The 24516-nt window shown below is 63.7% G+C and carries 20 protein-coding genes; 5 read left to right on the top strand and 15 right to left on the bottom strand.

Features of this window, described 5'->3' with window-relative positions; genetic code table 11:
* Window positions 1–64: 64 nt before the first annotated feature.
* Genes J2X57_RS04155 through J2X57_RS04140 form a run of 4 tightly spaced genes read right to left on the bottom strand, consistent with a single transcriptional unit; the run spans window position 65 to window position 3440 of the window.
* A complete protein-coding gene (locus tag J2X57_RS04155) occupies window positions 65–943 on the bottom strand; it encodes an SMP-30/gluconolactonase/LRE family protein (protein ID WP_043693242.1) in 879 nt (292 codons plus the stop codon).
* A gap of 18 nt (window positions 944–961) precedes the next feature.
* The gene (locus J2X57_RS04150) at window positions 962–1894 is read right to left on the bottom strand and encodes a 3-keto-5-aminohexanoate cleavage protein (RefSeq protein WP_309864085.1); all 933 of its coding nucleotides are present in this window, start codon (window positions 1892–1894) and stop codon (window positions 962–964) included.
* Window positions 1895–1929: 35 nt separating this feature from the next.
* Entirely contained in the window at window positions 1930–2718 is a 789-nt protein-coding gene (locus J2X57_RS04145; protein ID WP_309864082.1) for an SDR family oxidoreductase, read from the bottom strand.
* Window positions 2715–3440 carry a GntR family transcriptional regulator gene (locus J2X57_RS04140; RefSeq protein WP_309864079.1) on the bottom strand — a complete coding sequence of 242 codons (726 nt, stop codon included), beginning with the start codon at window positions 3438–3440 and terminating at the stop codon, window positions 2715–2717. The genes J2X57_RS04145 and J2X57_RS04140 overlap by 4 nt, the downstream gene beginning before the upstream one ends.
* Window positions 3441–4470: 1030 nt before the next feature.
* Here J2X57_RS04140 and J2X57_RS04135 point away from each other — a divergent pair.
* Window positions 4471–5319, top strand: a complete 849-nt coding sequence (locus J2X57_RS04135; RefSeq protein ID WP_309864077.1) for a hypothetical protein — start codon at window positions 4471–4473, stop codon at window positions 5317–5319.
* Between the two features lie 55 nt (window positions 5320–5374).
* Here the strand turns inward: J2X57_RS04135 and J2X57_RS04130 are convergent, their stop codons facing one another.
* The 10 genes from J2X57_RS04130 to J2X57_RS04085 all read right to left on the bottom strand — a co-directional run bounded on the left by J2X57_RS04130 (window position 5375) and on the right by J2X57_RS04085 (window position 17792).
* The gene (locus tag J2X57_RS04130; protein ID WP_309864072.1) at window positions 5375–7240 is read right to left on the bottom strand and encodes a sugar-binding domain-containing protein; all 1866 of its coding nucleotides are present in this window, start codon (window positions 7238–7240) and stop codon (window positions 5375–5377) included.
* A complete protein-coding gene (locus tag J2X57_RS04125; RefSeq protein WP_309864069.1) occupies window positions 7240–9618 on the bottom strand; it encodes a GH92 family glycosyl hydrolase in 2379 nt (792 codons plus the stop codon). Before J2X57_RS04125 ends, J2X57_RS04130 begins: the two co-directional genes overlap by 1 nt.
* Window positions 9619–9703: 85 nt before the next feature.
* Window positions 9704–12886: a TonB-dependent receptor gene (locus J2X57_RS04120; RefSeq protein WP_309864067.1), complete on the bottom strand. Its 3183-nt coding sequence runs from the start codon at window positions 12884–12886 to the stop codon at window positions 9704–9706.
* Window positions 12887–13480: 594 nt separating this feature from the next.
* Complete coding sequence (locus J2X57_RS04115) at window positions 13481–14230, bottom strand: DNA-binding domain-containing protein (protein WP_309864065.1); 750 nt, start codon at window positions 14228–14230, stop codon at window positions 13481–13483.
* Window positions 14227–15060 carry a DUF692 domain-containing protein gene (locus J2X57_RS04110; RefSeq protein WP_309864062.1) on the bottom strand — a complete coding sequence of 278 codons (834 nt, stop codon included), beginning with the start codon at window positions 15058–15060 and terminating at the stop codon, window positions 14227–14229. The genes J2X57_RS04115 and J2X57_RS04110 overlap by 4 nt, the downstream gene beginning before the upstream one ends.
* A 50-nt stretch (window positions 15061–15110) precedes the next feature.
* Window positions 15111–15380, bottom strand: a complete 270-nt coding sequence (locus J2X57_RS04105) for a hypothetical protein (RefSeq protein ID WP_036117863.1) — start codon at window positions 15378–15380, stop codon at window positions 15111–15113.
* Between the two features lie 91 nt (window positions 15381–15471).
* A complete protein-coding gene (locus J2X57_RS04100; protein WP_309864058.1) occupies window positions 15472–15936 on the bottom strand; it encodes a DoxX family protein in 465 nt (154 codons plus the stop codon).
* 14 nt (window positions 15937–15950) lie between these two features.
* Window positions 15951–16682: a DNA-binding domain-containing protein gene (locus J2X57_RS04095; protein WP_309864055.1), complete on the bottom strand. Its 732-nt coding sequence runs from the start codon at window positions 16680–16682 to the stop codon at window positions 15951–15953.
* On the bottom strand, window positions 16679–17515 hold the full coding sequence (locus tag J2X57_RS04090; RefSeq protein WP_309864052.1) for a DUF692 domain-containing protein: 837 nt from the start codon (window positions 17513–17515) through the stop codon (window positions 16679–16681). Before J2X57_RS04090 ends, J2X57_RS04095 begins: the two co-directional genes overlap by 4 nt.
* Window positions 17516–17522: 7 nt before the next feature.
* Window positions 17523–17792, bottom strand: a complete 270-nt coding sequence (locus J2X57_RS04085) for a DUF2282 domain-containing protein (RefSeq protein ID WP_043693269.1) — start codon at window positions 17790–17792, stop codon at window positions 17523–17525.
* 188 nt (window positions 17793–17980) lie between these two features.
* Between J2X57_RS04085 and J2X57_RS04080 the strand changes: the two genes are divergently transcribed.
* The 4 genes from J2X57_RS04080 to J2X57_RS04065 all read left to right on the top strand — a co-directional run bounded on the left by J2X57_RS04080 (window position 17981) and on the right by J2X57_RS04065 (window position 21985).
* A complete protein-coding gene (locus J2X57_RS04080; RefSeq protein WP_036114244.1) occupies window positions 17981–18544 on the top strand; it encodes a sigma-70 family RNA polymerase sigma factor in 564 nt (187 codons plus the stop codon).
* A complete protein-coding gene (locus tag J2X57_RS04075) occupies window positions 18541–19182 on the top strand; it encodes a DUF1109 domain-containing protein (RefSeq protein ID WP_309864046.1) in 642 nt (213 codons plus the stop codon). Before J2X57_RS04080 ends, J2X57_RS04075 begins: the two co-directional genes overlap by 4 nt.
* A gap of 68 nt (window positions 19183–19250) precedes the next feature.
* Window positions 19251–19667, top strand: a complete 417-nt coding sequence (locus J2X57_RS04070; protein ID WP_309864042.1) for a heavy metal-responsive transcriptional regulator — start codon at window positions 19251–19253, stop codon at window positions 19665–19667.
* The gene (locus J2X57_RS04065) at window positions 19664–21985 is read left to right on the top strand and encodes a heavy metal translocating P-type ATPase (protein WP_309864039.1); all 2322 of its coding nucleotides are present in this window, start codon (window positions 19664–19666) and stop codon (window positions 21983–21985) included. Before J2X57_RS04070 ends, J2X57_RS04065 begins: the two co-directional genes overlap by 4 nt.
* Before the next feature lie 66 nt (window positions 21986–22051).
* On the opposite strand, the gene J2X57_RS04060 is transcribed toward J2X57_RS04065, so the two are convergent.
* The gene (locus tag J2X57_RS04060) at window positions 22052–24460 is read right to left on the bottom strand and encodes a GH92 family glycosyl hydrolase (RefSeq protein ID WP_309864036.1); all 2409 of its coding nucleotides are present in this window, start codon (window positions 24458–24460) and stop codon (window positions 22052–22054) included.
* Between the last annotated feature and the right edge of the window lie 56 nt (window positions 24461–24516).

Raw genomic sequence — 24516 nt, 5'->3', positions numbered from 1 at the left:
CCCGGCGCGTCACGGCACCGTTAGTGAGATGGATCGGATCCTGTGGAAATCCCGTGCGCGAGGCTCAGGAGGCGAAGCGGCGTTCCGGCACGCCTCGTATACCCAGACCGGTGATGGCGAACAGCGAACCGCGCTGCTGGCCGTCGCCGGGGAACCTCGGCAAGGGCGGCTTGCCCATCGAGGTGACGTACAGGACGTCCATGTCCGGGCCACCGAACGCCACGCTGGTGACCTTGCGCACCGGCATCTCGATCACGCGGTCCACCTCGCCATCAGGCGTGTAGCGAATCAGCTTGCTGTCGTAGACCAGCGCCTGCCAGACGCAGCCTTCGGCGTCCACCGTGGCACCGTCCGCGGCGCCGCCGCCCGACGTATCGACCCGGGCGAACGTGCGACGGTTGCTTACCTTGCCGCTGGCGTTGTCGTAGTCGTATGCCCAGATCTCGCCTGTCCACGTATCGGCGAAGTAGAAGGTCTTGCCGTCCGGGCTCCAGCACGGACCGTTCGAACAGATGATGTCTTCCTCCAGCACGTGCAGCGAAAGATCTGGGTCGAGACGAAACAGTTTTCCCGAGCCCTTTTCTTCCTGCATGTCCATGGAGCCCACCAGAAAGCGCCCGTGGCGATCGACCTTGCCGTCATTAAGCCGGTTGTTGGTCATGCCCGGCTCGGGATCGACGATGAGTTGCAGGTCGCCGTTGCCCAGATCGAGGTCGTGGATGCCGTTCTCCATGGCGACCAGCGCATGGTCGCCATGTTTGCGCAGCGCCATGGAACCGATCTTCTGGCCGACTTCCCAGCCGCGTAATTCGCTGCCTTCCGCGGTGCAACGCAGGATACGGCCGTCCATGCTGTCCACCCAGTACAGCCGCTGCTGCTCGACGTCCCACTGCGGGCCTTCACCCAGGGTGGTCTTGATGTCGACGAGTACTTCGATCTTCATGACGCTCTCCCGGGATGCTTAGAAATCGACCTGGTTGCGGCCCTTGAGCTGCAGGATCTCGCGCGCTTCGTCAGGTGTCGCCACGCGGTGGCCCAGTGCTTCGATCACGGTGCGGATGCGGCGGACCTGGTGAGCGTTGCTCGCGGCGAGCTGGCCGGGGCCGTCCCACAGCGAGTCTTCGAGCCCGACGCGTGCATTGGATCCGATCGCCAGGCCCATCGTCGCCAGCGGAATCTGGTTGCGCCCGGCGCCGAGGATCGACCAGACATAGTCCTTGCCGAGCAGACGATCTGCCGTACGGCGCATATGCATCAGGTCCTCCGGATCGCCACCGATACCGCCGCGCAGACCGAACACCGACTGCAGGAACACAGGAGTCTTGAGCAAACCACGCTGCACGAAGTGCTGCGCCGCGTAGATGTGGCCGATGTCGTAGCACTCGACCTCGAAGCGCGTGCCGTTCTTCGTGCAGCTTTCGAGAATGTAGGTGATGTCACGAAACGTGTTGCGGAAGATGCGGTCGTCGCTCTCTTCGAGGTACGGGCGTTCCCAGTCGTATTTGAAATCCTGGAAGCGTTGCAGCATTTCGTACAGACCGAAGTTCATCGAGCCCATGTTGAGCGATGCCAGTTCGGGCTTCAGCAACAGGGTGGGCTGCAGGCGCTCTTCCACGCCCATGTTGGGCGCGCCACCGGTGGTGATATTGATCACCACGTCGCTCTGCTTCTTGATCTGCGGGAGGAACTGGCGGAACAGGTTCACGTCCTGGCTGGGCTGGCCGTTTTCCGGATTGCGCGCGTGCAGGTGGACGATGGCGGCACCTGCTTCTGCCGCGCCGAGCGCCGCGTCACGGATTTCATCGGGCGTGACCGGCAGATGGGGCGACATCGACGGCGTGTGGATCGCACCGGTGACGGCGCAGGTGATGATGACGGGCTTGGCCTTGGCCATGGGGAGACTCCGGAACGAAAAGGGAGGAAGGGGGCTCAGAGGTATTCGACGTTGCCGTCGACGCTGATGGCCTGGCCGGTCACGTTGCGCGCGGCGGGCGAGCAGAGGAACAGCGCCATGGCGGCTACGTCCTCCGCAGTGACCATGCGGCCCAGCGAGATCTTCTTCAGGTATTCCTTTTCCATTTCCGGATACGGCAGGCCCAGCTGGGTGGCGCGATCGCGGATCACGCCTTCCATGCGGGGCCCTTCGACGATGCCCGGCAGCAGGGCATTCACGCGGATATCGTCAGGGCCGAGTTCAGACGCCAGCGATTTCATGAGACCGATCACGGCCCACTTGGTCGCCGCATAGGGTGTGCGCCACGCATATCCGAGACGCCCGGCCACCGACGACATGCACAGCAGCTGCGCCCGGTCGGACTGTTTGAGCAGAGGCACGGCGTGGTGCGCAAAGCGGTATTGCGCATTGAGGTTGATATCGACGGTGGTCTTCCACGCATCGGGCGCGATCGCATCGATGCCGCCCGTGGGGCCGGCGATGCCCGCGTTGTTGATCAGCACATCCAGGCCGCCGAAGCGCTCTTCCTGGACACGGAAGACGTTCGCTACCTGGTTGGCATCGGAGACATCGGCCAGCGTGGCGAGCGCACCGGGACGCGCCGCGTTGAAGGCGTCGACGGCCTTGGCGCTGACGTCGCACACGTGCACGGTGGCGCCCGCTTCGATATAGGCATCCGCCAACACCGCACCGATGCCGGACGCGCCGCCCGAGATCAGCACACGCAAGCCAGGCTGGGGCACCATCCGATCGAGAATCGTCATGCTTCGGTTCCTTTCTTCTTTTGTGTGGGGGCGCGGCCGCTGCTGTCGGCCAGCAAATGCGTGAGGGAGTCGGCGGCCTGCATGATGTCGTCGGCGACGGCGGCCCTCGCGGCGGGGCCATCACGATCCACCAGTGCCTCGACGATGCGGCGATGCGCCTCCATCGAGCGGCGCAGATGCGCTTTGTCCGGCGCGACGAGCCCGAAGCACGGGCCCATGTGCAGCCAGAACGTCTCGACGGCGGCGATCACCAGTTCGGTGCGCGCGACGGCGTAGATGCGACGGTGGAAGGCGAAGTTGGCCCAGAGGTAATCCGGAACGTTCACGCTCGTGACGGCGGCCTGCATCTGCTTGTAGATCGTGCGGATCTCGGCGAGATCGTTCTTGTCGATCAGGGCCGCGGCTTTCTCCGCCAACAAGCCTTCGAGGGCGACGCGGGCATCGCGGATTTCACGAAGGCGGGCGACGGTCATCACCGGAACGCGGATGCGCGCGGTCTGCGTCACTTCAAACGCGCGCTCCGCGTGCAACCGGTGCAAGGCCTCGCGAACCGGCATGGGGCTGGAGCCCAGCGCCTCGGCCAGACCTCGGATCGTCAGCGGCTGGCCGGGCTCGAACCGGCCGCTCATCAGAGCGTCCCGCAGCTGCCGATAGACCTGATCCACCAGCGTGGAGCGGGTGACTTCAGTCAGGGAGGGGAGGGCTTTGGGATCGACGCTCATCACGGGGCCTTCGTTGCGATGTTTGATATGTGATCACAAAAAAGCAGGCGTCGAAAAGCTGCAGCGCAACATGCGCGTTTTCGGTACCACGGGGGTTTGGCGGTACGTAACCCGGCGAAGGGTCGAACAGTCTGGCCTGGATCGATTCGGTACCGTTGGCGGGTGGTCCCGGCGATGGAGCCAGCGCATCACCACGGAAGGCGGCGGGCTGCGCTTCTGCTCAGAGACGGCGCAGGGCCGCTGCACCTTGGCAGCGTGCTCATTTAAGGGCGGGTTACTCAGGCACGGAGGGAGATCTCCTGTCGGGATTGATGTCGTTCGCCTACATCCAGGTGAGGGTCGATACAGCGATCATTTCCCGGGCACAACACCAACCTTTCGGTACGTGCGCCACCAGCCAACCTTCTTCCCAGGGTCTCACATGAAAATGATTATTCTTGCTGGAGCATTCGCTCTGGCACTGAGCTTCGATGCGTGCGCTTCGAGTTATCGACTACAGAACGAAGCAGCCTCTTCTGAGGAGGTCCTCGACGCGATAAGTGCTCCTATTCGGACCCGGGCGCAATTGGACGCTTATCTGGCCGTCACGCCAAACTCCCCCATTCATCGGCTTGGAGAGGCGAAGATGAAGACGTTTCTCGCATCGCTGATGTTCTCTCCGCGAGGACTGGGTTCGTATTCGAGCGTAGAGCTTGAGGGTATGCATTCTTCGGAGGTCTACAGCATCCTGGCGCTCTTTGGATTGCAGACGACGACACGAGCCGTTCGGACGCGTCGTGCAACAACCGAGGATGACAATCGAGTCGAGCGTCGTTTGAGGCGGTCACTTCCACCTACCCGTGGGGGCGCAGCGTGCCTCGTACACAAGGGCGTTAGCAGCCATGTTTGTGAGCGGCTCGAAGGTGCGGTCTGCTCGTATCTTTGTCGGACTCACTAGGTGAGAAACCGTCCTGATTCGCGAACATGTCGGAGCGGCGCCCTTTGGGTTCTTTCGTTTCTGGCGTTTTACGCGTCGCCCGTACTCAGCGGCGTGCGTCATTCGGGCGATGTGCTGTGGTCCGAGGTTTCATCGATCCGTCTCTCGGCGATTACTCCCAAAGAGAAGTCGTTGGCACTGAAGCGGCTCTATAAAAGGTCGCTGGCGGAGTGGATTGCCAGCCTGGAAGTACAGAAGGAAGCGGATCTTCGCATGCTCTTCCGCATGCTGAAGACCTCGAGTTTCTTCGCGCAAGCGGGAGACTACGATGCGAGAAGTTTGTATCTGCATGGCATGCGCGACGTACTGAAAGAGCTTCGGCGGCGAAACATTGCAGCCGAAAGTGAAGTCCAGGCGTACTACGAAGCTCTGATTACGGCCAGGGATTTTGTCGCATCGGCCCAGCTGAGACAGGCATACCCCGAGGATGATTTCTACGACTATCGCCATTTCGAAGTCACTACGGCGCCAGGGCCGGGCCATCCGATGGGATATGTCGAGCATGACGGCGGCCTGAGTCTGGTTGAGCCGACCACACCGGCAAAGGGCACGTACGTGGTCGTCGTCATTGGGTGTCACTTCGCCGAGGATGCGGCCTCGAAAGTGCTACGCGATGCCGAGCTGGCCGGGATGTTCAACAAATCCAACGTTACCTGGCTGATCAGTGGCGCGGAACTGGACCGCGAGGTTCTGACCGAGTGGAATCGACGGTTTCCGATGTTCCCGGCGATGATCGCTTTTGATAACGCGGCCTGGAAGGGCGTCGACTTCACTGCCTCGCCTACGTTCAATGTCTTCCGTGACGGGAGGGTTGTGGAATCGATCTCAGGGCTTGATTCTGCTGAGAATGTTGAACGTCTTCGGCGAATGCTGGCCTCACATGACGAAGAGGCGGGAAAATAAAAAAAGAGCCCCGGATCGCTCCGGGGCTTTGGGAAAAAGGAACAACTGTTGAAACTCAGAGGGACGGGCTACCCGCCTCGATGGTCGCCTCATTGATCGCGCGGACTTTGGCTTCGTCGACCTTTTCGATTTTCCGGTCGTACGTATACAAGCCATTGTGCTCGCCTTCGACATCCGTAATCTGCGTGTAGACCGAACCGGAGACTCCGATACCGGGGCCCTTGTCACGAAGCACAGCAGTGTTTGCCACATAGCCGGCGTTCAATGCGGCGTTGTCCTTCACCTCGCCGTACGGATTGATCGGTGTGTTCGGCCACACGTGACCCGGTACGCCGAGCGTCAAGCCGCCATGCTCGCCATCCATGGATGCACGGGTCGCATCTGGCGCCGGCAGGCCGGGACCCTGATAATCATGGATGTCGTAAACGTCACCCGCATGCGGGTCGCCCTTGGTGTCGCAGCAATTTGCGCCGCTGCGCGCATTGACCAGGCGCGAAGGATCGAGCTGCTTGATCTGCGTCGCGAGTTCACCAGCGGCGGGGATGCTCCACTGACCCCAGCCTTCGTTGAACGGGATCCAGCCGATGATCGAGGTCTCACCCTTCAGCTGTTCGACGATGGCGGTGACATCGGTCTTGAAGCCGGCCTTGGCGGGATCGCTGAGCTTCTCGTTGTGGCCGTTGGGCAGGGCGGGCATGTCCTGCCACACCATCAGGCCGATGTGATCGGCCCAGTAGTACCAGCGCGCCGGCTCGACCTTGATGTGCTTGCGGATGGTGTTGAAGCCGAGGTCCTTCGTCTTCTGGATGTCGAACTTCAGTGCCGCGTCGGTCGGAGCGGTATGGATGCCGTCGGGCCAGTAGCCCTGGTCGAGCGTGGCGAGCAGGAAGGTCGGTTTACCGTTCAAGACGATCCGGTTGAGCCCGCCGACCTTTGCGAGGCCGATGGTGCGCAGGCCCGCGTAGCTGGTGACATCGTCGTGCTGGTCGCCCTTGGCGAGCGTCGCCTTGAACGTGTACAGGAACGGGTCTTTCGGGCTCCATAGGCGCGGATGGGCGATCCCCAGATGAAGCGGAGCATTGGCGGGTCCGGTCGCTTCGCCGACGGGCTTGCCGTCTGCGTAGGCCGTGACATGCAGGGTGGCATCGGTCGTGTCACCCTGAAGCTTCGGGGTCACCGTAAAGGCATCCAGGCTGGGCGCCGGGGTGAAGGTCAGCTGTGCGAGGCTGGTCGCACCGACGGGTTCGATCCACACGGACTGCCAGATGCCCGAGGCCGGGGTATAGAAAATGCCTTCGGGCTTGAGGCGCTGCTTGCCGACCATTACGTCTTCGCCGTCGACGGGCGCGTGTACCGTGACGACGATTTCCTGAGGGCCTTTGGCCTTCAGCGCCGAGGTGATGTCCGCAGCGAACGAGGTATAGCCGCCCGTGTGCTTCGCGACCTGCGTGCCGTTGACATAGACGACGGCGTCCTGCGCGACCGCTCCGAAGTTCAGCATGACGTGTTGACCATGGGCGGTGAAGTCGGCGGGGACATCGACCGTGCGGCGGTATGTCATGAAGTCGGCATGTTTCTGCACGCCCGAGAGCACGGACTCGACCGGGTAGGGCACGAGCACCTTGTCCTTCAGTGCCTGGCCGAAGGTCGGCTTCGTCTCGGTGTCGCTCGCCGCGTACTGCCAAAGCCCGTTGAGACTCAGCCACTGCGGGTGTTCCAGCGAGGGGCGCGCGAGCTGCGGGCGCGGGTATTCCGGCAGCGCGTTGGTGGGCGACACCTTGCCCGTCCAGGGCGTGGCCAGCGGAGCGGCTTTACCGCTCCAGGTCGAGGCCTTGTCCGTGGATGCCGCCATGGCGACCGGAGCGAAGGCCGCAGCCATCGCGATGGCGAGGCAGGCGTGCCGCAGGTGGGTCGTACGCATCATTGAGGATCCTTTTTTGCGGCCGACATGGAGGGCGGCGCGTCGTTCGGGTCGGTGCCCCAGGTCTTACTGGGTGCGGGACCCATCGTGAGCACCAGTGTGGCGCCCTCGGCGATATCGGAATGACTGAACCACGGTTTGGTCCACGGCTTCCCGTTGAGCGTGGCGGACTGAATGTACGGATTACGGTCCGAGTTGTTCCGGGCAACGATCTCAAAAACCTTGCCGTTGCCAAGACGCAGGCGGACACGGTCGAAGATCGGGCTACCGATGATGTAATCGGGCGTCGCCGGGTCGACGGGATAGAAACCCATCGCACTCAGGGCGTACCACGACGACGTCGATCCCTGATCGTCCATCCCCGGGTAGCCGTAGCCCGAGGCGTCGCTGCCGTACAGGTCGGCGAGAATGCGACGTACCAGCGCCTGCGTCTTCCACGGCTGACCACTCCACGCATACAGATACGGCGCCTGCTGGTCCGGCTGATTACCCTGCACGTATTGCCCGATCACTCCGGTGCAGTCACGGCAGATGCCTTTGGGCTGGTAAGGCGTGGAGAAGAACGTATCCAGCCTGGCGTTGAACGCGTCTCGGCCGCCCAGCAGGTTGATCAGTCCCTGCACGTCATGCGGCACGAGCCACAGCGTCGACCAGCCCGAACCTTCCTTCATCATGAAGTTGTAGTAAGGCTCGGCGGGATCGAACGGCGAGATCCATTTGCCGTCGTCGGTGCGTCCGCGGAAGAAACCTGTCGAGGGATCGAATACGTTCCGATAGTTCGCGGAGCGGCGTTCGAAGAGGTCGGCATCGTCTTTCTTACCCAGACGTCGTGCCAAGTCGGCCAGCGCATGGTCGTCCCACGCGTATTCCAGCGTGGTTGCCACGCCGGCCTTCCCGCCGGCGTAGGGCGGACTCGGGTTGCCGGGAGGGACGATGTCGGAGATCCAGCCGTTCTTGTCGTATTCCGCGAGATAACCACGCGGGCCCCTGGGGTCCGTGGCGTTCTTGCGTAACGCGTCGTAGGCGGATGCATAATCGAACGGAATGCCGCGCTGCATGGCACCGTCGTAGAGGAACACGGCGTGGTCGCCGTGGAACGAAGTGTTCATGTAACCGCGTTCGTGCGCGCGATCCAGCTCCGAGCGCATGATGTCCTGGACGACGCCAGGCTCGAGCAGCATCAGCAGCGTGATCTGGTTCCGGCCGGTGTCCCAGAAGGGCACTGGTCCGTAATGATCGTATGCCGCCACCTGATCCTTGCCCGCGGCGTCCGTGTAGTGCTCACCCTTGCGGGCGATCATGCGCGGGCTGGCGAACGAGTGGTAGAGCGTCGAATAGAACAGTGTGCGCTGCTTCGGGGTGCCGCCACTCACTTCCACGCGATCGAACAGCTTTGCCCAGGCCGCGCGTGCGCTGGCGTGTACGCGGTCGAAGTCCGTATCGCTGTCCTGCGCATGCAGCCGCTGATCCGCTTCTTCCGCGCTGTGTCCGTGAGCGATGCGTACGACCACCTGATCGCCCGCCTTCGTGTCGAAGGTGACATAGCCACCCGCGTAGCTACCCGACACGTTGCGTCGTCCGGCCTGTACATCTTCGCCACCCAGGCCTTCGCCCTTATCGCTCAGGTTCGCGTGAAACGTGCCGAAGCTGGCGAAAGGCCGGGAGAACTCCGCGACAAAATAGGGACCATCCGCGTCATGGTCGCGACGTCCCGCGGTGGCGACACCGCGAATCGTGTGGTCGTTGACCACTTCCACGTCGCCGCCGTCCCGGCGCAGGTTGATCACCACGTTCGAACGGTGGCTTTCCGGGAAGGTGAAACGCATCAGGCTGGTCCACTGCGACGCCGTCAGCTCCACCTTCGTGTGGAATGTGGCGAGATCGACGGCGTAGTAGCCGGGCGACGCTTTCTCGGTGGCCTTGTCGTAGTACGAGGTGGCGTAGTCGGGCGGTACGGTCCAGTCGCCGACGACCGGCATGACCATGGGTGCGCCACGTGCGCCATAGGTCGATCCGCCGCCGGTGAAACCCACCATGGCGGGACGTCGGTAGTCATAGGCGACGGGCACGCCCGTGGGGAAGCTGAGGTCGGCGTTGATGTTGACCGGCGCCGCTTCGGTCGCGCTTTGCGGCAGGCTGGCGCCGGGCGTGGTCATGCCGGTGTAGAGCGGCTCACCCGGGGGCGGGGCATTCCCGATCAGTTCCTTCCGATCCAGCGAAGCGGTGCCGACCAGCGGGTTCGCCAGATCGAGCGACGATCCGGGCGGCGTGGCGGCTGTCTTCTCTCTGGCTTGCCCGTCGCCGATGGCGCCGAACAGCAGCAGCGACAGCGCGACGGCGAGAGCACGGCCAGGAAGGCGTGCCTTATGCGAATTCATGGTGTTTTTCCTTCGACGGAGTGGGGAGGCATCCGTTGAAACGGAAACGGGGTCAGGCGATGCGCCTGACCCCGTCTGTTTTTACTCAGGTACCGTCGCCGAACTTGTACGTCACACCGACGTAGTACTGGCGGCCGGCGTACTCGAGCGAGACCAGGCGTGCCCGGGTGTCGCCACCGAGGTACTGGTGAGGCGTCGCCTTGTTCAGGTTGATCACCGAGGCGGTCACCATGACGTGCTTGTTGAACTCGTAGTCGCCATTCAGATCGATCTGGTGGTACGGCTGCGAGTAGATCGGGAGACCTGACGCCAGACCCTGCATGGTACGGCCCGTCCAGTTGTCGCTGGCGCGTAGCAGCAGGCCGTTCTTTTCGTAGAACACCGAAACGTTGGCGGCGTACTTGGCGCTGCCGATCAGCTCGGCTTTGCCCACCGCGGTGTCGCCCAGGGTCACGGCCGTTTCGTTCGTCTTGTTGAGCGTGTAGTTGCCGATGTAGCCGAAGCCCGAGTCCCAGGTGTGCTGGGTGTAGAGCTCGATACCCTTCGACGTACCCGAACGGCCGTTGGCGTTGGTGCTGTACTGCAGGAAGTTCTCTTCCGTGCCGCCGACGTTCACCGTGAGGTTGTTCACGGTCACGGGCACGACGAAGTTCTTCACCTTCTTCTGAAAGAGATCCAGGCCGAGCACCGAATGCTCGGCGTAGTACCACTCGCCGGCCAGGTCGAACTGCGTCGCCGTGAACGGCTTCAGATCGGCGTTGGCGCCGCTGCCGTACCAGCCGGGCAAGGGGGCACCGAACTGCTTGCGGTCGTTGTAGTACTCCTGGGTGTTATTGGTCAGGCTGCCCAGCTGCGCCAGATCGGTGTAGTTGGCACGGGCGAGTGCCTGCGAGCCGGCCGCGCGAACCAGGAAGTCGTCCGTCACGTTCCACGCGATGTTGAAGCTCGGCAACAGCTTGTTGTAACGCTTGGACGTCGTGGCGTTGGTGTAGTTCTGGATGACCGCGACTTCACGGGGCAGGTACTGGAAGTCACCTGCCGCGCACGCGCCGCCGCCGGCGTTCACACCCGATGCCGGGCAGATAAGGATGTTGCCCGCCGGATCGTGGTAGTACACCGCGTTGTTGGTCGTGATCTGATCCGCGACTGTCAGGTCCTGCTTGGTGCTGACGAAACGCAGGCCGACGTTGCCGCGAATCGTACCCGTGTCGAAGTTGGCCTGGACGTACGCCGCGGCGATCTTCTCCTGGATCGACGACTTGTTCTCGGGATGGTTGTACAGCACCCGGTCGTACGTGGAGTTGAGGTAGTTGTAATACGCCGGGAAGTTGATCGCCGGGAACGTATTGTCGTTGTAGACCTCGCTGCTGCCGTCCAGGCTGTTGGCCTGCAGGAAGCCCGCGGGCAGCTGGCCGGCGTTCGGGTCACAGGTCTGGAACTGCGACTCGGTGCCCTTGCAGTACCAGCGCACCTCGTTGCTCTGCTGCTCGGCCTTGTTGTCACGGTATTTCACGCCGAACTGCAGCGACTGCATCCAGCTGTCGTCGAACGCCCAGGTGAAGTCCGCCTGCGCGAAGTTCTGCGATGTCGTGGTGTTGACCATGTTGGAACCGGTCGAGCCCAGATCGACCTGGCCTGCGCCGTTCTGCATGGCCTGCAGTACACCCGGAGCCGCGGTGAGGGTCGGCTTGCCGTCCAGGGTCCATGCGGCACCGTTGCTGCCGTCGACCCACGCGCCGTTGACGAAGTTACGCGGCTTGGCGGCCATGCCCAGTTCGACCGACGGGCCGCCCTTGGCCCACGTGCGGCCGACGTTGAACGTACCGCTGAGCGCGCCGCCGTTGTCCCACTCGCCTTCGAGGTTGAGCGTCTGCGAGGTGGCTTTCTCGACGGAGTAATTGCCGGTGACCCAGGGGATTTCCGTGGAGCACACGTCGACGGCCTGGCGTACCGCACCCGTGCTCGGGTTGACCGTGGCGTTACAGCCCGTGCCAGCGGGCGGCAGCACGTAGTTGGCACCCGTCACGACGGTGTGCGACGGATCGAAAGACAAGCCGTTGTTCGCGAGCAGGCGGCCCTGCTGGTCGGCGTAGTTGCTGTTGCCCGGCAGGCCCCATTCGGGCACTTCCAGCGTGTTGGTGATCTGGGTCTGCTCACGCTGAAAACGGAAGTAGTTGCCCGTCAGCAGGAAATGATCGCTTGGCTTGAATTGCATGGTCGCCTGGGCGCCCTTGGTCTTCAGGTCGAGCTGGTTCCGGCTGGTCGAGAACTGCTGCGGCATCCAGTAACCGTTATAGGTATTGCCGCCCTGATCGACGACGCCACCACCGGACCAGAGGTCGATATTGGGCGCGACGTCGCCGCCGTACGGCTTGCCGTGTATGTCCGTCGGCGGCGCGGTACAGGTGGCGTGGTCGGTGCAGTCATTGCCCCACCAGTGCCAGCTGTTGGCGTTGGCGGTGTAGTTGATGTCACGACGCTTCTGTTCGGAACCGGCGACGAGGAAACCGAAGGTCTCGTCCTTGTTCTTCCAGGACCAGAGCGCGGAAACCTGGGGCTTGATCTTGCTGCTGTTGTCCGAGCCGGCCATGTTCGCGGAGACGAAGCCGTCGTTGGCCTTCATTTCCAGTGGGCGGCGGGTGCGCAGGTCGACGTTGCCGCCGATACCGCCTTCATCGAGGCGCGCCTCGAGGCTCTTGTAGAGCTTGATGTCCGAGAACATGTTGGCGGGCATCAGGGTGTAGTTGAACGAGCGCGTCAGACCGGCGGAGGTATCGGCCGAGGCCACGTAGTTGCCGTTCAGTTCGGTGAGGGTCAGTTCGGGCGCGAGGCCGCGGATACTGACCGTCTTGCCTTCGCCGGACTCGCGGCTGATGACGACGCCAGGGACGTGGGCGAGCGCGTCGGCGATATTCTTGGCCGGAAACTGCGCGATGTTCTGCGCGTTGATCACTTCGACGATGGAATTGGCTTCGCGCTTGTCCTGGACGTTCTGGTCGATGGACTGGGCATACGTCGTGACCACGACGGCGTCGAGGTTGGTCGTGCTGTCGTCCTTGGCCTTGTCGGTTTTCCGGGTCTTTTCGTCCTGTTTCGCTTTGGCACCATCGGTGGTCTGCGCCGTGGCGTCAGAGCTCGTCGCGACGGGTGCGGCGGCCTGCGCGAAGGCGGTCGCCGGAACGGCGATCAGGCCCGCGAAGGACAGGGTGGCTACGGCGAGTGCGGCGCAGAGCGGCTTGCGCTTGAGCATGTGTGGCAGATAAGTCATTGCGATTACTTCCCTCAGTAATGTGCGCGCACGTTGAGACGGCGCGTTGATCCCCGTTTCATCACTGCAGATACCCGGTCTAGTTCTGCACGCGGCCTCCTGCTGGAACCAGTTACATCGATCCAAAATTCCACGCCCGACAAGCCCCCGCTTGTCGGTGATGGTCTCTCTGCGGTTTTCTATGGGTTAAAGCGGATGCCCGCCTGCGCAACCATCGTTTTCCAACACGGAGTCGTAGGAGCGCGCCTGCGCGCGACCCGTGTAACGGTCAGCATCCCTCACCGTGGAAAACAGGCAGCACTCCTCGCGCAGGCTCGTTTCACGGCGATACGATCGTTTCGTGCGTTCATGCGACAGCTTCCCAAATCCCCACCCAAGGCACGACAGGAAGCAGCGTTGTGGGAAGCCACGCTTTATGCGTCATCCCCAGACTGTCCCCACCCCACGATCCAGGTCGTCCATGTCATCGCTCAAGCGGCGTGACGTGGATCACACACTTAGATCGATCTAAATCCCCTGTGGAGAATTAAGCCGTTATTGCGCGTTTGTGTCACGCTGCGCTGCAAAAACTCGGGCTCGAAAATAGACGAGGGGTCAGCCGGTTTCCCGCACACCGGAAATCAACCCGTCGGTCGCCCAGGCGCGAAGCAGCGATCCCGCCGCGGAGGCGACGTCTTTCTCACGCGCCGTCGAGGACAGCCACTCGCAGACTTCGCCAAACGTTGCGCCCGCGACCAACAGATCGAGACAGGCGTGTTCCGCACGCGTCATGGAAACGAAGCGTGGCGTCAACTCATGCCGCCAGACGCGGACGCCGTGACCGTTATCGGCTGCGCCGTCGGCTATACGTGTATGTGTTCGCTGGCCGGACGCGATGCCGGCCCATAGGGCGGGTGCGTTCGTGTGCAGCTGTCGGTACATGAGGGTGGGAACGAACGAGAACTGGACGCCATCCCAATCCTTCACGTGCAGTTCCTCGAGCGCGAGGCCTGAAGCGTTTCTTCCGGAAAACGCGGTGCGAAGTGCCCCTTCGAGCCACGCCAGTTCACTCAGTTCGAGCCTTTCCGGGAAGGCTCGCGCAAGATAGTCCGGAAAGTCGCAGCCGTAATGGTCCAGTGACCAGGACGTCGAGCCATGCGCGTCGATATAGGCCCCGGCATGCACATCGAAGACGTCGTCGCCCAGCCACGCGGCGCATTTTTCATAGGTATCGCGCAACGCGGCCAGCAGCTGACCGCGAACGTTGTTTGCATACACGCGCTGGCCCGCCGCCGACAACTCGGGCACCGGGCGTCCGGTCATGACCGCCGTGAGCAGGCGGCGCTGGAGGTCGCCCAGACTCATGGCGTCGCGACGATCGCCGGTTGTCGCGCCCGGTCGAGTTCCGACAGCAACTCGGGCAATGGCGGAATGTGGTCATCACGCTCAATCATGACGGCGACCTCGCCGAGGCGCGGGAGGAATCGCCGGTACAAATCCCAGACGGTCTCGGGCACCGGGGCGTCGTGCGTGTCGACGAGCATGTCCACGCCCTGACTGTGACCTGCCAGATGGATCTGGCGCACACGGTCCAGGGGTAAGCGCTCGATCCATGCCTCGGTATCGAGTCCATGATTGGTCGCGCTGACGACGATGTTGTTGACGTCGAGAAGAAGAAAGCATCCCGTGCGTTCGCACAGTGCCCTCAGGAAGCCCGGTTCATCCATGGTGTTGTCGGAAAACGACAGATAGGTCGACGGGTTCTCGAGCACGAGTGCGCGTCCGAGGGCGTCCTGCGCATCGAGCACGTTTCTGGCGAGGACATCGAGCGCTTCGACCGTATAGGGAAGAGGGAGCAGGTCGTGGGAGTTGATGCCGCCGACACCGGTCCAGGAAACGTGATCGGATAGCCACAGGGGCTCGATGGTGTCGGCCAGCGCGCGCAGGCGTCTGAGATAGTCGAGGTCGACACCGTCGTCCGAGCCCAGGTTCATCGAGACACCGTGAAGCGCGACGTCGTAGCGGTCACGGATGCGTGCAAGCGTATCCAGGGGCCGGCCGCCTTCGACCATGAAGTTTTCCGAGATGACTTCGACGAAATCCACCGGCTGCTGACGCGCGAGGAATTCGGCGTAGTGAGGTACGCGAAGCCCGAGCCCGTAACCCTGAAACGGTGGAGGTATGGTCGGTTGCATCGACAGTCCTTCAAGGTGGCCCGGCCGTGTATATCGGCCGGGCCCGACGATCAGGCCGCGGGCGGCGTGGTGCTGCCGTTCTGTGCCTTGCACTCCTGCACGGAGACGGCCTTGAAGCCCTGGCCCTTGCATTCGTTCTGCCCCTTGCACTGGTGATTGCCCGACTTGCAATCGGACGTCCCCTTGCAGCTGTTGATGCCATAACAGTGAACGGTCTTGCCGGCTGCCTGTTCGGCGGCCTGTGCCGGTGCGCTGATGGCGGCGGCGGAGACGGCGAAGAGGGCGGCAGCCGCGGCGATGCTGTGGGTGGCGGTATTCATGGCGTTCTCCAGAAGGTGTGCCGGAAGTGGCACTGATTGATTCGTTGCCGGTGGCTATTCGGTTACAGCTGCCCGCACTATCTTTTCGCGGTCAGCGAATGCCGAATGCATGATCGAGCGACACGCGTCCGCCTCCGCGTGCGATCAGGTACAGCAGGATGGCCGCCCATGACAGATGGGTAGGCCATGCGTCGGGATACACGAAGATCTCGATGATGGTCGTCATGCCGAGGAGAACGGTGGCGGAGAGGCGCGTCATGATGCCCAGCACCAGGAGTACGGGTACAAAAGTTTCGACATAGGCGGACATGTGCGCCGCAATTTCCGGCGGCACCAGCGGAAGCTTGTATTCCGTGCGGAACAGTTCGTACGTGCTCTCCGTGATGGTCAGAAAACCTTCGACCTTCGTGCGTCCGGACTGGAAGAAGATCGCGGCGATGGAGACGCGGGCTACCGAGGCCAGGAAGCTGTGGCCGATGTGGGATTCGACGGCTCCGGCGATCGCGTTCCACCGTGCGCGCAAGGAGTTGTCGGAGAAAGAGCGTGGTTCAATCATGGGAATCGGATCCTTCAGGATGAGGCGAAAGCACCCGCCTCGACGAGGAGGGCGACGAGCAGGTCGATGCGGGTGCCGGGATGAGCATCGGTGGTTGTACGGATCGCATCGGCCAGGGACAGACCGGCCTCACACGCATGCAGGAGAGACAACACGGCGGGACTGGCTGGCGTGACGCGTACTTCGTGATTGCGCCGGGTAACCAGTACAGTCTCCGGCTCCCACACGAGATCGCCATGGACGGCCTCACCGGCCCGGCTGGGTGACCAGATGGAAAAGGCAGGCAGGTCGGAGGCGAACGTGCGCGTCGCCGGATGGACCGTGAGATGCCATGACGCCATGGCGGCGGGATCCGCCTGTCGCCAGGATGCTACGTCGAGGTGCGATGCGTCGGGCGCGATGTAGCTCTCCGTCCACAAGCGGTCGAGGCGTGCGACATCGGGTAAATAGGGTAGCTCGAAGGCGGGTGCGAACCTCGCGAGGAAGTCGGCAAAGCGTTCGCCGTACGCCACGAGGCGCGCGTCGCGCGGCGGGTCTTCGCCGACGAAGATGGCTGCCGCCGACCGGAACCAGTCGCGCCCCACGAGACACGATACCGCGGGGTAGTTGGCTTCGAGGGCATCGATGCACCCACGCATTACCGTGTTGCGATACACGGCGAACGCAGGATGGTCGGAGAACGCCGTGCGGCTGCCATCCGCCCCTAGAGCCTCCGCGAACGCTTGCTGGAAAGACGCGGACGTCATGGCGTCCGTCCGTGCGCATTGGCAAGAATCGCCTGAGCGATATCGCGCTCGGCCAGCAGCGTCGGGAACGATGGAACGTTGCCATCGCGCTCTATCAGGGTCGGCACCGGACCTGTCTTTTGCAGTGTGTAGCTGTAGAGGTCCCACACCTCGGTGGCGACCGGTGCATCGTGCGAATCGATCAGGAGGCCTTCGAGTCCCTCGTCGAATGCGTGTCCGGCCAGATGGATCTCGGTGACGAGCGAAAGAGGGAATGCATCGATGTAGTCGTGGGCATCGGCGGCGAGATTTCGGGCGCTGACGTGGACGTTGTTGATATCCAGCAACAGGCCGCACCCCGTGCGTCTGGCAAGCTCGGACAGAAATGCCGTTTCGCTCCACTCGTGCCCGTCGATCGGGAGGTAATGAGATGGGTTTTCAAGCGAGATGCGCCGCCCGAGTGCCGTCTGCGTCCGGTCGACGTGCTCAACGATTATCGACAGGGCCTCGTGCGTCCGGGGGAAGGGAAGCAGGTCGGGAAGATAGTTCCCGTCCCACGATGACCACGCGAGGTGCTCCGATACCAGAACGGGCTGCGTTCGCTCGATGAGGGTCCTCAGTCGCCTCAGCCACACGGGATCGGGCGGGGTCTCCCCGGCCAGTGACAGGGAGACCCCGTGCAGCGACAGCGGGAACCGCGACGCGAGCGCATCCAGCAGGGCCAGTCGCGGCCCACCATCCACCGCGTAGTTTTCCGGATGGATCTCGAGCCAAAGGGCCGGCGACGCACAAGCGAAGACGTCGTCGGCGTGCTGGGGCTTGAAACCGATACCCGCGGTGGGTGCGAGGGTCATGGCGAGCTCAACCGACCTTGGTCAGGGAGCCGTTGCCCTTGGGGGTCTTGATGGCGGTACACGTGCCGACCGGGACGTTCTTCCACGCGTTCTTCTGATAATCCGCCTTTGCGGTACCAGCGCAGGTCGTACCGGGGCCGGCGGCACAGTCGTTCTGGCCGGCCTTGGCGACACCCCAGCATTTTTCGACGGCGGGTTTGGCGGCGTCGGCGTGAGCGACACCGGCGGTCAGGGCGGCGAAGGTCAGGGCGAGGGAAGCGATGTGGCGATGGTTCATGGCGGTCTCCTTGGATCCGGACACGGCGTCCGGTACAGGAGAATTCGCTCGAAAGGGCCCGCTGGTTACACCCGGACATCGCGAGGTGTAACCGGATGGGGCGCGGACGCGAATAGTGACTATGAACTCCCGTTACCTCCAGCGTTACACTCCGCGATGCCCGTGTTCGGGTGATCACAGGCGGGACGATGTCCGATAATGACGCCACCACCTCCGCTGAGGTCGAACTGCGCTGGTGTTTCCTGCAAGGGCTGAGCGGTGATGCCGCGCAGTACCGCCTTTTCCTCGGCAGGCTGTCGTCGCACTTGCGTGCGTACCTGCGTCGCCGACTGCCGAAGGCTCCGGCCGATGTCGAGGACGTACTGCAGGAGGCCCTGCTGGCCATTCATAACGCACGGCACACCTATCAGGACGATCAGTCACTGACGGCCTGGGTCTATGCCATTACCCGGTACAAGCTGATGGATTTCTTTCGCGCGCACGCGCGACGAGAGGCATTGCACGAGCCCCTCTGGGAAGACGATAACCTCTTCGGTACTGTCGACCTGGAGCCGGCTGAAGCAAGGCGCGATCTCGGCGAGTTACTGGTCACCCTGCCTGAGCGCCATCGCCTTCCGATCGAACTGGTCAAGCTTCAGGGCTTGTCCGTGGCCGAAGCCGCGTCTCGCAGCGGACTGTCCGAATCGGCGGTCAAAGTCGGCATACACCGCGGCCTCAAGGCCCTCGCCACGCGCATTCGAGGCCTGACATGAAGACCGACGATCTGATCTCCCTGCTGGCAAGCCAGACGACACCGGTCGATCGGCGTGTCCCGCCCTGGCGCTTCGCGGTAGCCATCCTCATCGGATTGTCGTCAGCCACGGTGTTGATGGCGGTCTTTCTGGGTATCCGTCCGGATCTCGGCGAGGTGGTCTCCATGCCGGTCTTCTGGTTCCGGCTCGGATTTGCGGTGGCCCTCGGCGGCGGTGCCCTGCTCGTGACGCTCCGGCTGTCGCGTCCGGGCGTGTCGGTGGGTGCGGGATGGACCGCCGTCGTGATACCGGCCGTGATCGCCTGGATCGCCGCAGGCATCGCGCTCGCCGGCGCGGATGTCGATGCCCGCGTGCCGTTGTTGCTCGGTCATACCTGGAAGGTGTGCTCGATCATCATCGCCGTCCTGTCGGTACCGCCGTTTGTCGCCATGTTGTGGGCGGTACGTGGTATGGCGCCCGTGCGGCTGCGCCTGGCGGGAGCCGCTGCGGGATTGCTGGCTGGTGCGACCTCCGCCGTTGCCTACTGCCTGCATTGCCCGGAAATGGCGCCGCCGTTCTGGTCGGTCTGGTATTTGCTTGGGATGCTGGTGCCCTCGGTGGTGGGTGCGTTGCTGGGGCCGCGGGTTTTGCGTTGGTAGGTGGGGTGGTCGCCCCATGAGCCCAATCGCTTGACTCTGGACATGGATAAAGGGTCTAGACTTATCCCATGACCAGCCAAACCTCCCTCACCATCGGCCGCATCGCGCAGAGCGCGGGCGTCGCTATCGACACCATTCGGTTCTACGAGCGGGAAGGCCTCCTTCCCGAGCCGAAGCGCCGCCCCTCGGGTTACCGTGAATACGACCAGGGTGCGGTGTCCCGCCTGCGCTTCATCCGTCGAGCGAAGGACCTCGGCTTCACCCTCGATGAAATCCGCGAACTGCTGGCCCTCTCGGCCGACCGCCACGGCGGTGTCGTGGGCGTCCGCGAACGCGCCGCAGCGCGCCTTCAGGCCATCGACGAGCGCATCGCCGAACTCCAGCGTGTCCGCGATGGCCTCTCTGAACTGGTCGAGGCGTGCCCGGGACACGGTGCGCCTGAAGACTGTCCCATCCTCAAGGCGCTGGCGGAGCCGAACGCATGAGCTCCTGCTGCGCGCACCACGCGGCCGCCGAGCCGGCGACCGCGATCGATCCCGTGTGCGGCATGACGGTCGATCCTGCAAAGACCGCACACCACGCGATGCATGACGGCCAGGAGTATCACTTCTGCTGCGGCCGCTGCCGCGAACGATTCGCCGCCGACCCGATGGCCTTCCTCGGCCCGAAGACCCCGGCGGCACCTGCGCCCGCCGGGACGATCTACACCTGTCCCATGCACCCGGACGTGCGGCAGGAAGGCCCGGGCTCATGCCCGAAGTGCGGCATGGCGCTCGAGCCGGCGATGCCGAGCCTGGATGACGACGACGGTGAGGTGCGCTCGATGGGCCGTCGGCTGGCGCTGCTTGTCGCCTTGACGGTGCCCGTGTTCCTGATCGCCATGATTCCGCATCTTGCGGGGCAGGCATGGCATCAGCCGTGGGCGGCGATCCTCGGCTGGGTCGAGGCGATCCTGGCGACGGTCGTGGTGCTGTGGGGCGGCGCGCCGTTTTTCGCCCGTGGCTGGCGGTCGCTCAAGCCGTGGTCGCCGAACATGTATACGTTGATCGCGCTGGGTACGGGCGTCGCCTGGCTTTACAGCACGATCGCTTTTCTTCTCCCCGGCAAGTTTCCCCCGGCCATGCGCGACATGCATGGGCAGGTCGCGGTCTATTTCGAATCCGCGGCCGTGATCGTGACACTGGTGACGCTGGGTGACTTCCTCGAGCTGGGCGCCCGTCGGCGCACCGGCGAAGCGCTGCGAGGTTTATTGGGTCTCGTGCCGAAGACGGCACGTCGCGTCGGCAGCGATGGCCACGAAGAGGATGTCGCGATCGATGCCCTGCGCGTCGGTGACACGCTTCGCGTGCGTCCGGGCGAGAAAGTACCGGTCGACGGCACCGTGCTGGATGGCGAGAGCCACGTCGATGAAGCCATGCTTACGGGCGAGGCGATGCCCGTGGCCAAGCATGCGCATGACCGGCTGACCGGCGGCACGCAGAACCAGCACGGCGCACTGACGATGCGCGTCGATCATGTCGGTACGGACACGGTCTTATCTCGCATCGTGGCGATGGTCGCCGAAGCGCAACGCTCGCGCGCGCCGTCGCAGCGCGTCGCGGACAAGGTGGCGGCGTGGTTCGTCCCGCTCGTCGTCGTCGCCGCGATCCTGGCGTTCGCGGCCTGGTGGTGGGTGGGCCCGCAGCCAGCGTTGACGCATGCACTGGTGGCGGCCGTCTCGGTTCTCATCATCGCGTGTCCCTGCGCCCTCGGCCTTGCGACGCCGATGTCGATCATGGTGGCGAGCGGTCGTGGTGCCCAGGCGGGCGTGCTGTTTCGCGATGCCGGAGCGATCGAGCGGCTGCGGGATATCGACACGCTGGTCTTCGACAAGACCGGCACGCTGACCGAAGGCAAGCCGACGCTGGCCGATGTGCGTACGTTCGGGGTCGATCGTGCCACCGCGTTGGCAATGGCCGCTGCCGTCGAGCGTCCCAGCGAGCATCCGCTGGCGGCGGCTATCGTCGCGGCGGCGGAAGGGGAGGGCGTAACCATCGCCGCCGTGTCGGGATTCCAGGTCTACGTGGGGCGCGGCGTGAGCGGTCGCGTCGAGGGCCGCGATGTAGCCGTAGGCAACGGCCGGCTAATGGAAAACGAGCGTGTCGAACTCGGTGCCGCGCATGACGTGGCTTCGAAAGCACGTGCAAGGGGCGCCACCGCGATGTACCTCGCGATCGATGGACGACTGGCGGGGGTTTTTTCCTTCTCGGACGCGGTCAAGCCGTCGACGAAGCCGGCGCTCGAGGCCTTGCATGAGGCCGGCGTCAAGCTGGTGATGCTGACGGGCGATAATGCGGCCACCGCGAAAGCGGTAGCAGCCTCGTTGCCAATCGATGACGTACACGCCGGCGCATCGCCGGAAGACAAGGCACGCATCGTGGCGTCGCTGAAGGCAAACGGTGCCGTCGTGGCCATGGCGGGCGACGGTGTGAACGATGCCCCGGCGCTGGCGGTGGCCGATATCGGTATCGGCATGGGCAATGGCAGCGATATCGCCATCGAGAACGCTTCGGTTACGCTGCTGAAGGGCGACCTCGCCGGCATCGCCCGTGCTCGCGCTCTGTCGGATGCGACCGTGAAAAACATCCGGCAGAACCTGTTCTTCGCGTTCGTCTACAACGCGGTAGGTGTGCCGGTAGCGGCTGGCGTGTTGTACCCGGTGTTCGGGTTGACGCTGTCACCGATGATCGCCGCACTGGCGATGAGTCTGAGCTCGGTGTCGGTGGTAGCGAACGCACTACGCCTGCGCCACAGCACTTTGTAGGAGCGCGTCTTGCGCGCGATAGGGGCTGCAGCAGACCCCGTCGCGCGCAGGCGCGCTCCTACATAATCAGTGCTTCCTGGTGTCGAACGACGGCGGGGCGTCCGATGCCTTGCTCGCCCAGCTCTTGTTCGGCTTGTCCGACAGGTCGAACTCGAGCTTGCCGCCGCCGGTCGCGAACGACTCCGGCAGCCATGAGCGGGGCGTCGTCTTCCCGTCGACTTTCAGCCCCGTGACATACGGCTTGCCCGCGCCCGCATTCGGCGCTTCGATCACCACATCGCCGCCTTCGCGATGCACGGTGGCCTTCGTGAAAATCGGGCTGCCCACGATGAACTCCGCGCGTCCCGGGATATTCGGGTAGATGCCCAACGCCGCAAACACATACCACGAAGACATCTCGCCCAGGTCGTCATTGCCGGGGATGCCGTTCGGACCGTTGACCCAGATCGTATCGAGGACGCGGCGCACCAGCTCCTGTGTCTTCCATGGCTGGCCGGCGTAGTTGTAAAGCCAGGGACCACCGATCGACGGCTCGTTGTCGAGCTCCGCATGCAGCGGCCCGGACTTCGTGACCGCGAAGGTGCCATCGGGCTGATAGAAATAGTTGTCCAGACGTTTGCGCGCCTTGTCCATGCCACCCATCGCGTCGAACAGGCCGTGCACGTTGAACGGCACCATCCACACGTATTGCGCGGCGCTGCCTTCGACGAAGCCGTCTTCCGTGGATGGCGTGAACGCGTGGGCCCCCTTGTCGTCATCATCCTTCACCAGCGCCCAGCTGCCGTCGGCGTTGCGGTTGCGGATGTAGCCGCCGTCCGGAGCGGCCTTCGGATCGAACAGGTTGCGCCAGTACTGGGCTCGGTCCAGGAAACGCGTGGAAGTGGCCTTGTCGCCGAGCCGGTCGGACAGGGCGCTGAGGGCGAACTCGGCGGCGACGATTTCGAGCGTATCCGCGGCGGGCCCCCACGACGGTGCGCCCACGGGGATGTAGTGCAGCTTGAGCCACGATTCGAGACCCGGGCGCTGGCCGACGCACTCGACCGGACACCCATCCATCGACTTGTCCAGTTCAGTCGGGTTGTCTGCGGCATGCACGAGCGAGGCAAAGGCGCCCTTGACGTCGAAGTCCCTGCCACCGAACGCGTAGATGCCGGCGATCGACGGCGCGGCGGGATCGCCGTTCATGACGTGCGTCGCGCCGTTGTTATGCGTCCAGCGGTCCCAGACGCCCTTGTTCTGCTGCGCCTGGTTGTAGAGGCTTTGCGCGATGTCGCTGCCGGTCTTCGGGTCGAGCCAGGTCACCAGCGGCAGCTGCGAGCGGTACACGTCCCAGCCGGAGAAATTCGCGTACTGCGCTTTCTGCGTGCCGGAAACCTTATGCACCTGTTGATCGAAACCCATGTACTCGCCATTGGTATCGCTGAAGACGTTCGGCGTCATCGATGCGTGGTAGAGCGCGGTGTAGAACACCGTGCGCTGGTCCGGCGTGCCGCCTTCGATATCGATGCGCGACAGCTGCTTGTTCCAGGCGGCCACCGCGTTATCGCGCACGGTGTCGAACGAAGTGCCTTTCGGTACTTCAGCATCGAGGTTGGCTTGCGCGTTCGCCGCGCTGACGTACGAGATGCCGACCCGCAGGTTCACGTCCTTCGTGCCCCTGGCGAAACCGACCCATGCGCCGGAACCTTTGCCCTCGGCAGGGAAGCCCTTTTCACCGTAGCCCGAGCCGCCTTCGCTCTTTGTGCCGCCCTTGGTCACGGCGGTGTCCTTCCACGTGCCCGTGCTGGCGAACGGCTGGTCGAACTCGATGACGTAATGAATCGTGTAGTAGCTGTGGCGGTCCGCCTTGTCGATATAGCCGCAAAAGTTACCGCTGGTGACCGAGCCGCTGATGCGACGGTTCGCCTTGTCGACCACGACGTCCGCGTTCTCCGAACCGACCTCCGAATCGGACGCGCGCACGAGCACGTTGGCCGGCTTCTCGGCGGGGAAGGAGAAGCGTGCGGCACCGCTGTGCAGCGCGGCGGTGAGATCGGCGGTGACGCCGTTATCGAGCGTTACGCGATACTGGCCCGCTTTAGCCGTCTCATGGTCGTGGCTGAACTTCGATGCGTACGCATGGCGGAAGTCGGTGCTGGGTGAGGTCGTCACGTCCCCGGTGATCGGCATGATCGGTACATCGCCCGAGCCACCCGCACAACCCCAGCCTTCGACGTTGGTCAGGCTGAAACCGCGAATCGCATCGGCGCGATATTCGTAACCCCCCGGTGCGGCGATCGGGGCCTTCTTGCCCGGCAACGGCGAGGCCTCGGGACTGAACTGCAGCATGCCGAACGGCACGACGGCGCCCGGGAAGACGTTGCCGCCGTTGGTGGTGCCGATCAGTGGGTTGACGAGGTCGGCGGGGCCGGAAGCGGCAGCGACAGCGGCCGGCAGAACGGCGGCGGCAAGGACGAACGGGCGAATCGCGCGCAAGGGCAGATCTCCGGGACCGGTATTTATATCGATTGAAATCCGAATCGGAGGCCGGG

The organism is Luteibacter sp. 1214, from assembly GCF_031455395.1.
In the GTDB taxonomy this organism is placed as follows: domain Bacteria; phylum Pseudomonadota; class Gammaproteobacteria; order Xanthomonadales; family Rhodanobacteraceae; genus Luteibacter; species Luteibacter mycovicinus.
Note: the sequence above shows the minus strand (reverse complement) of the source record. Positions and strands in the feature narration are given on the sequence as shown.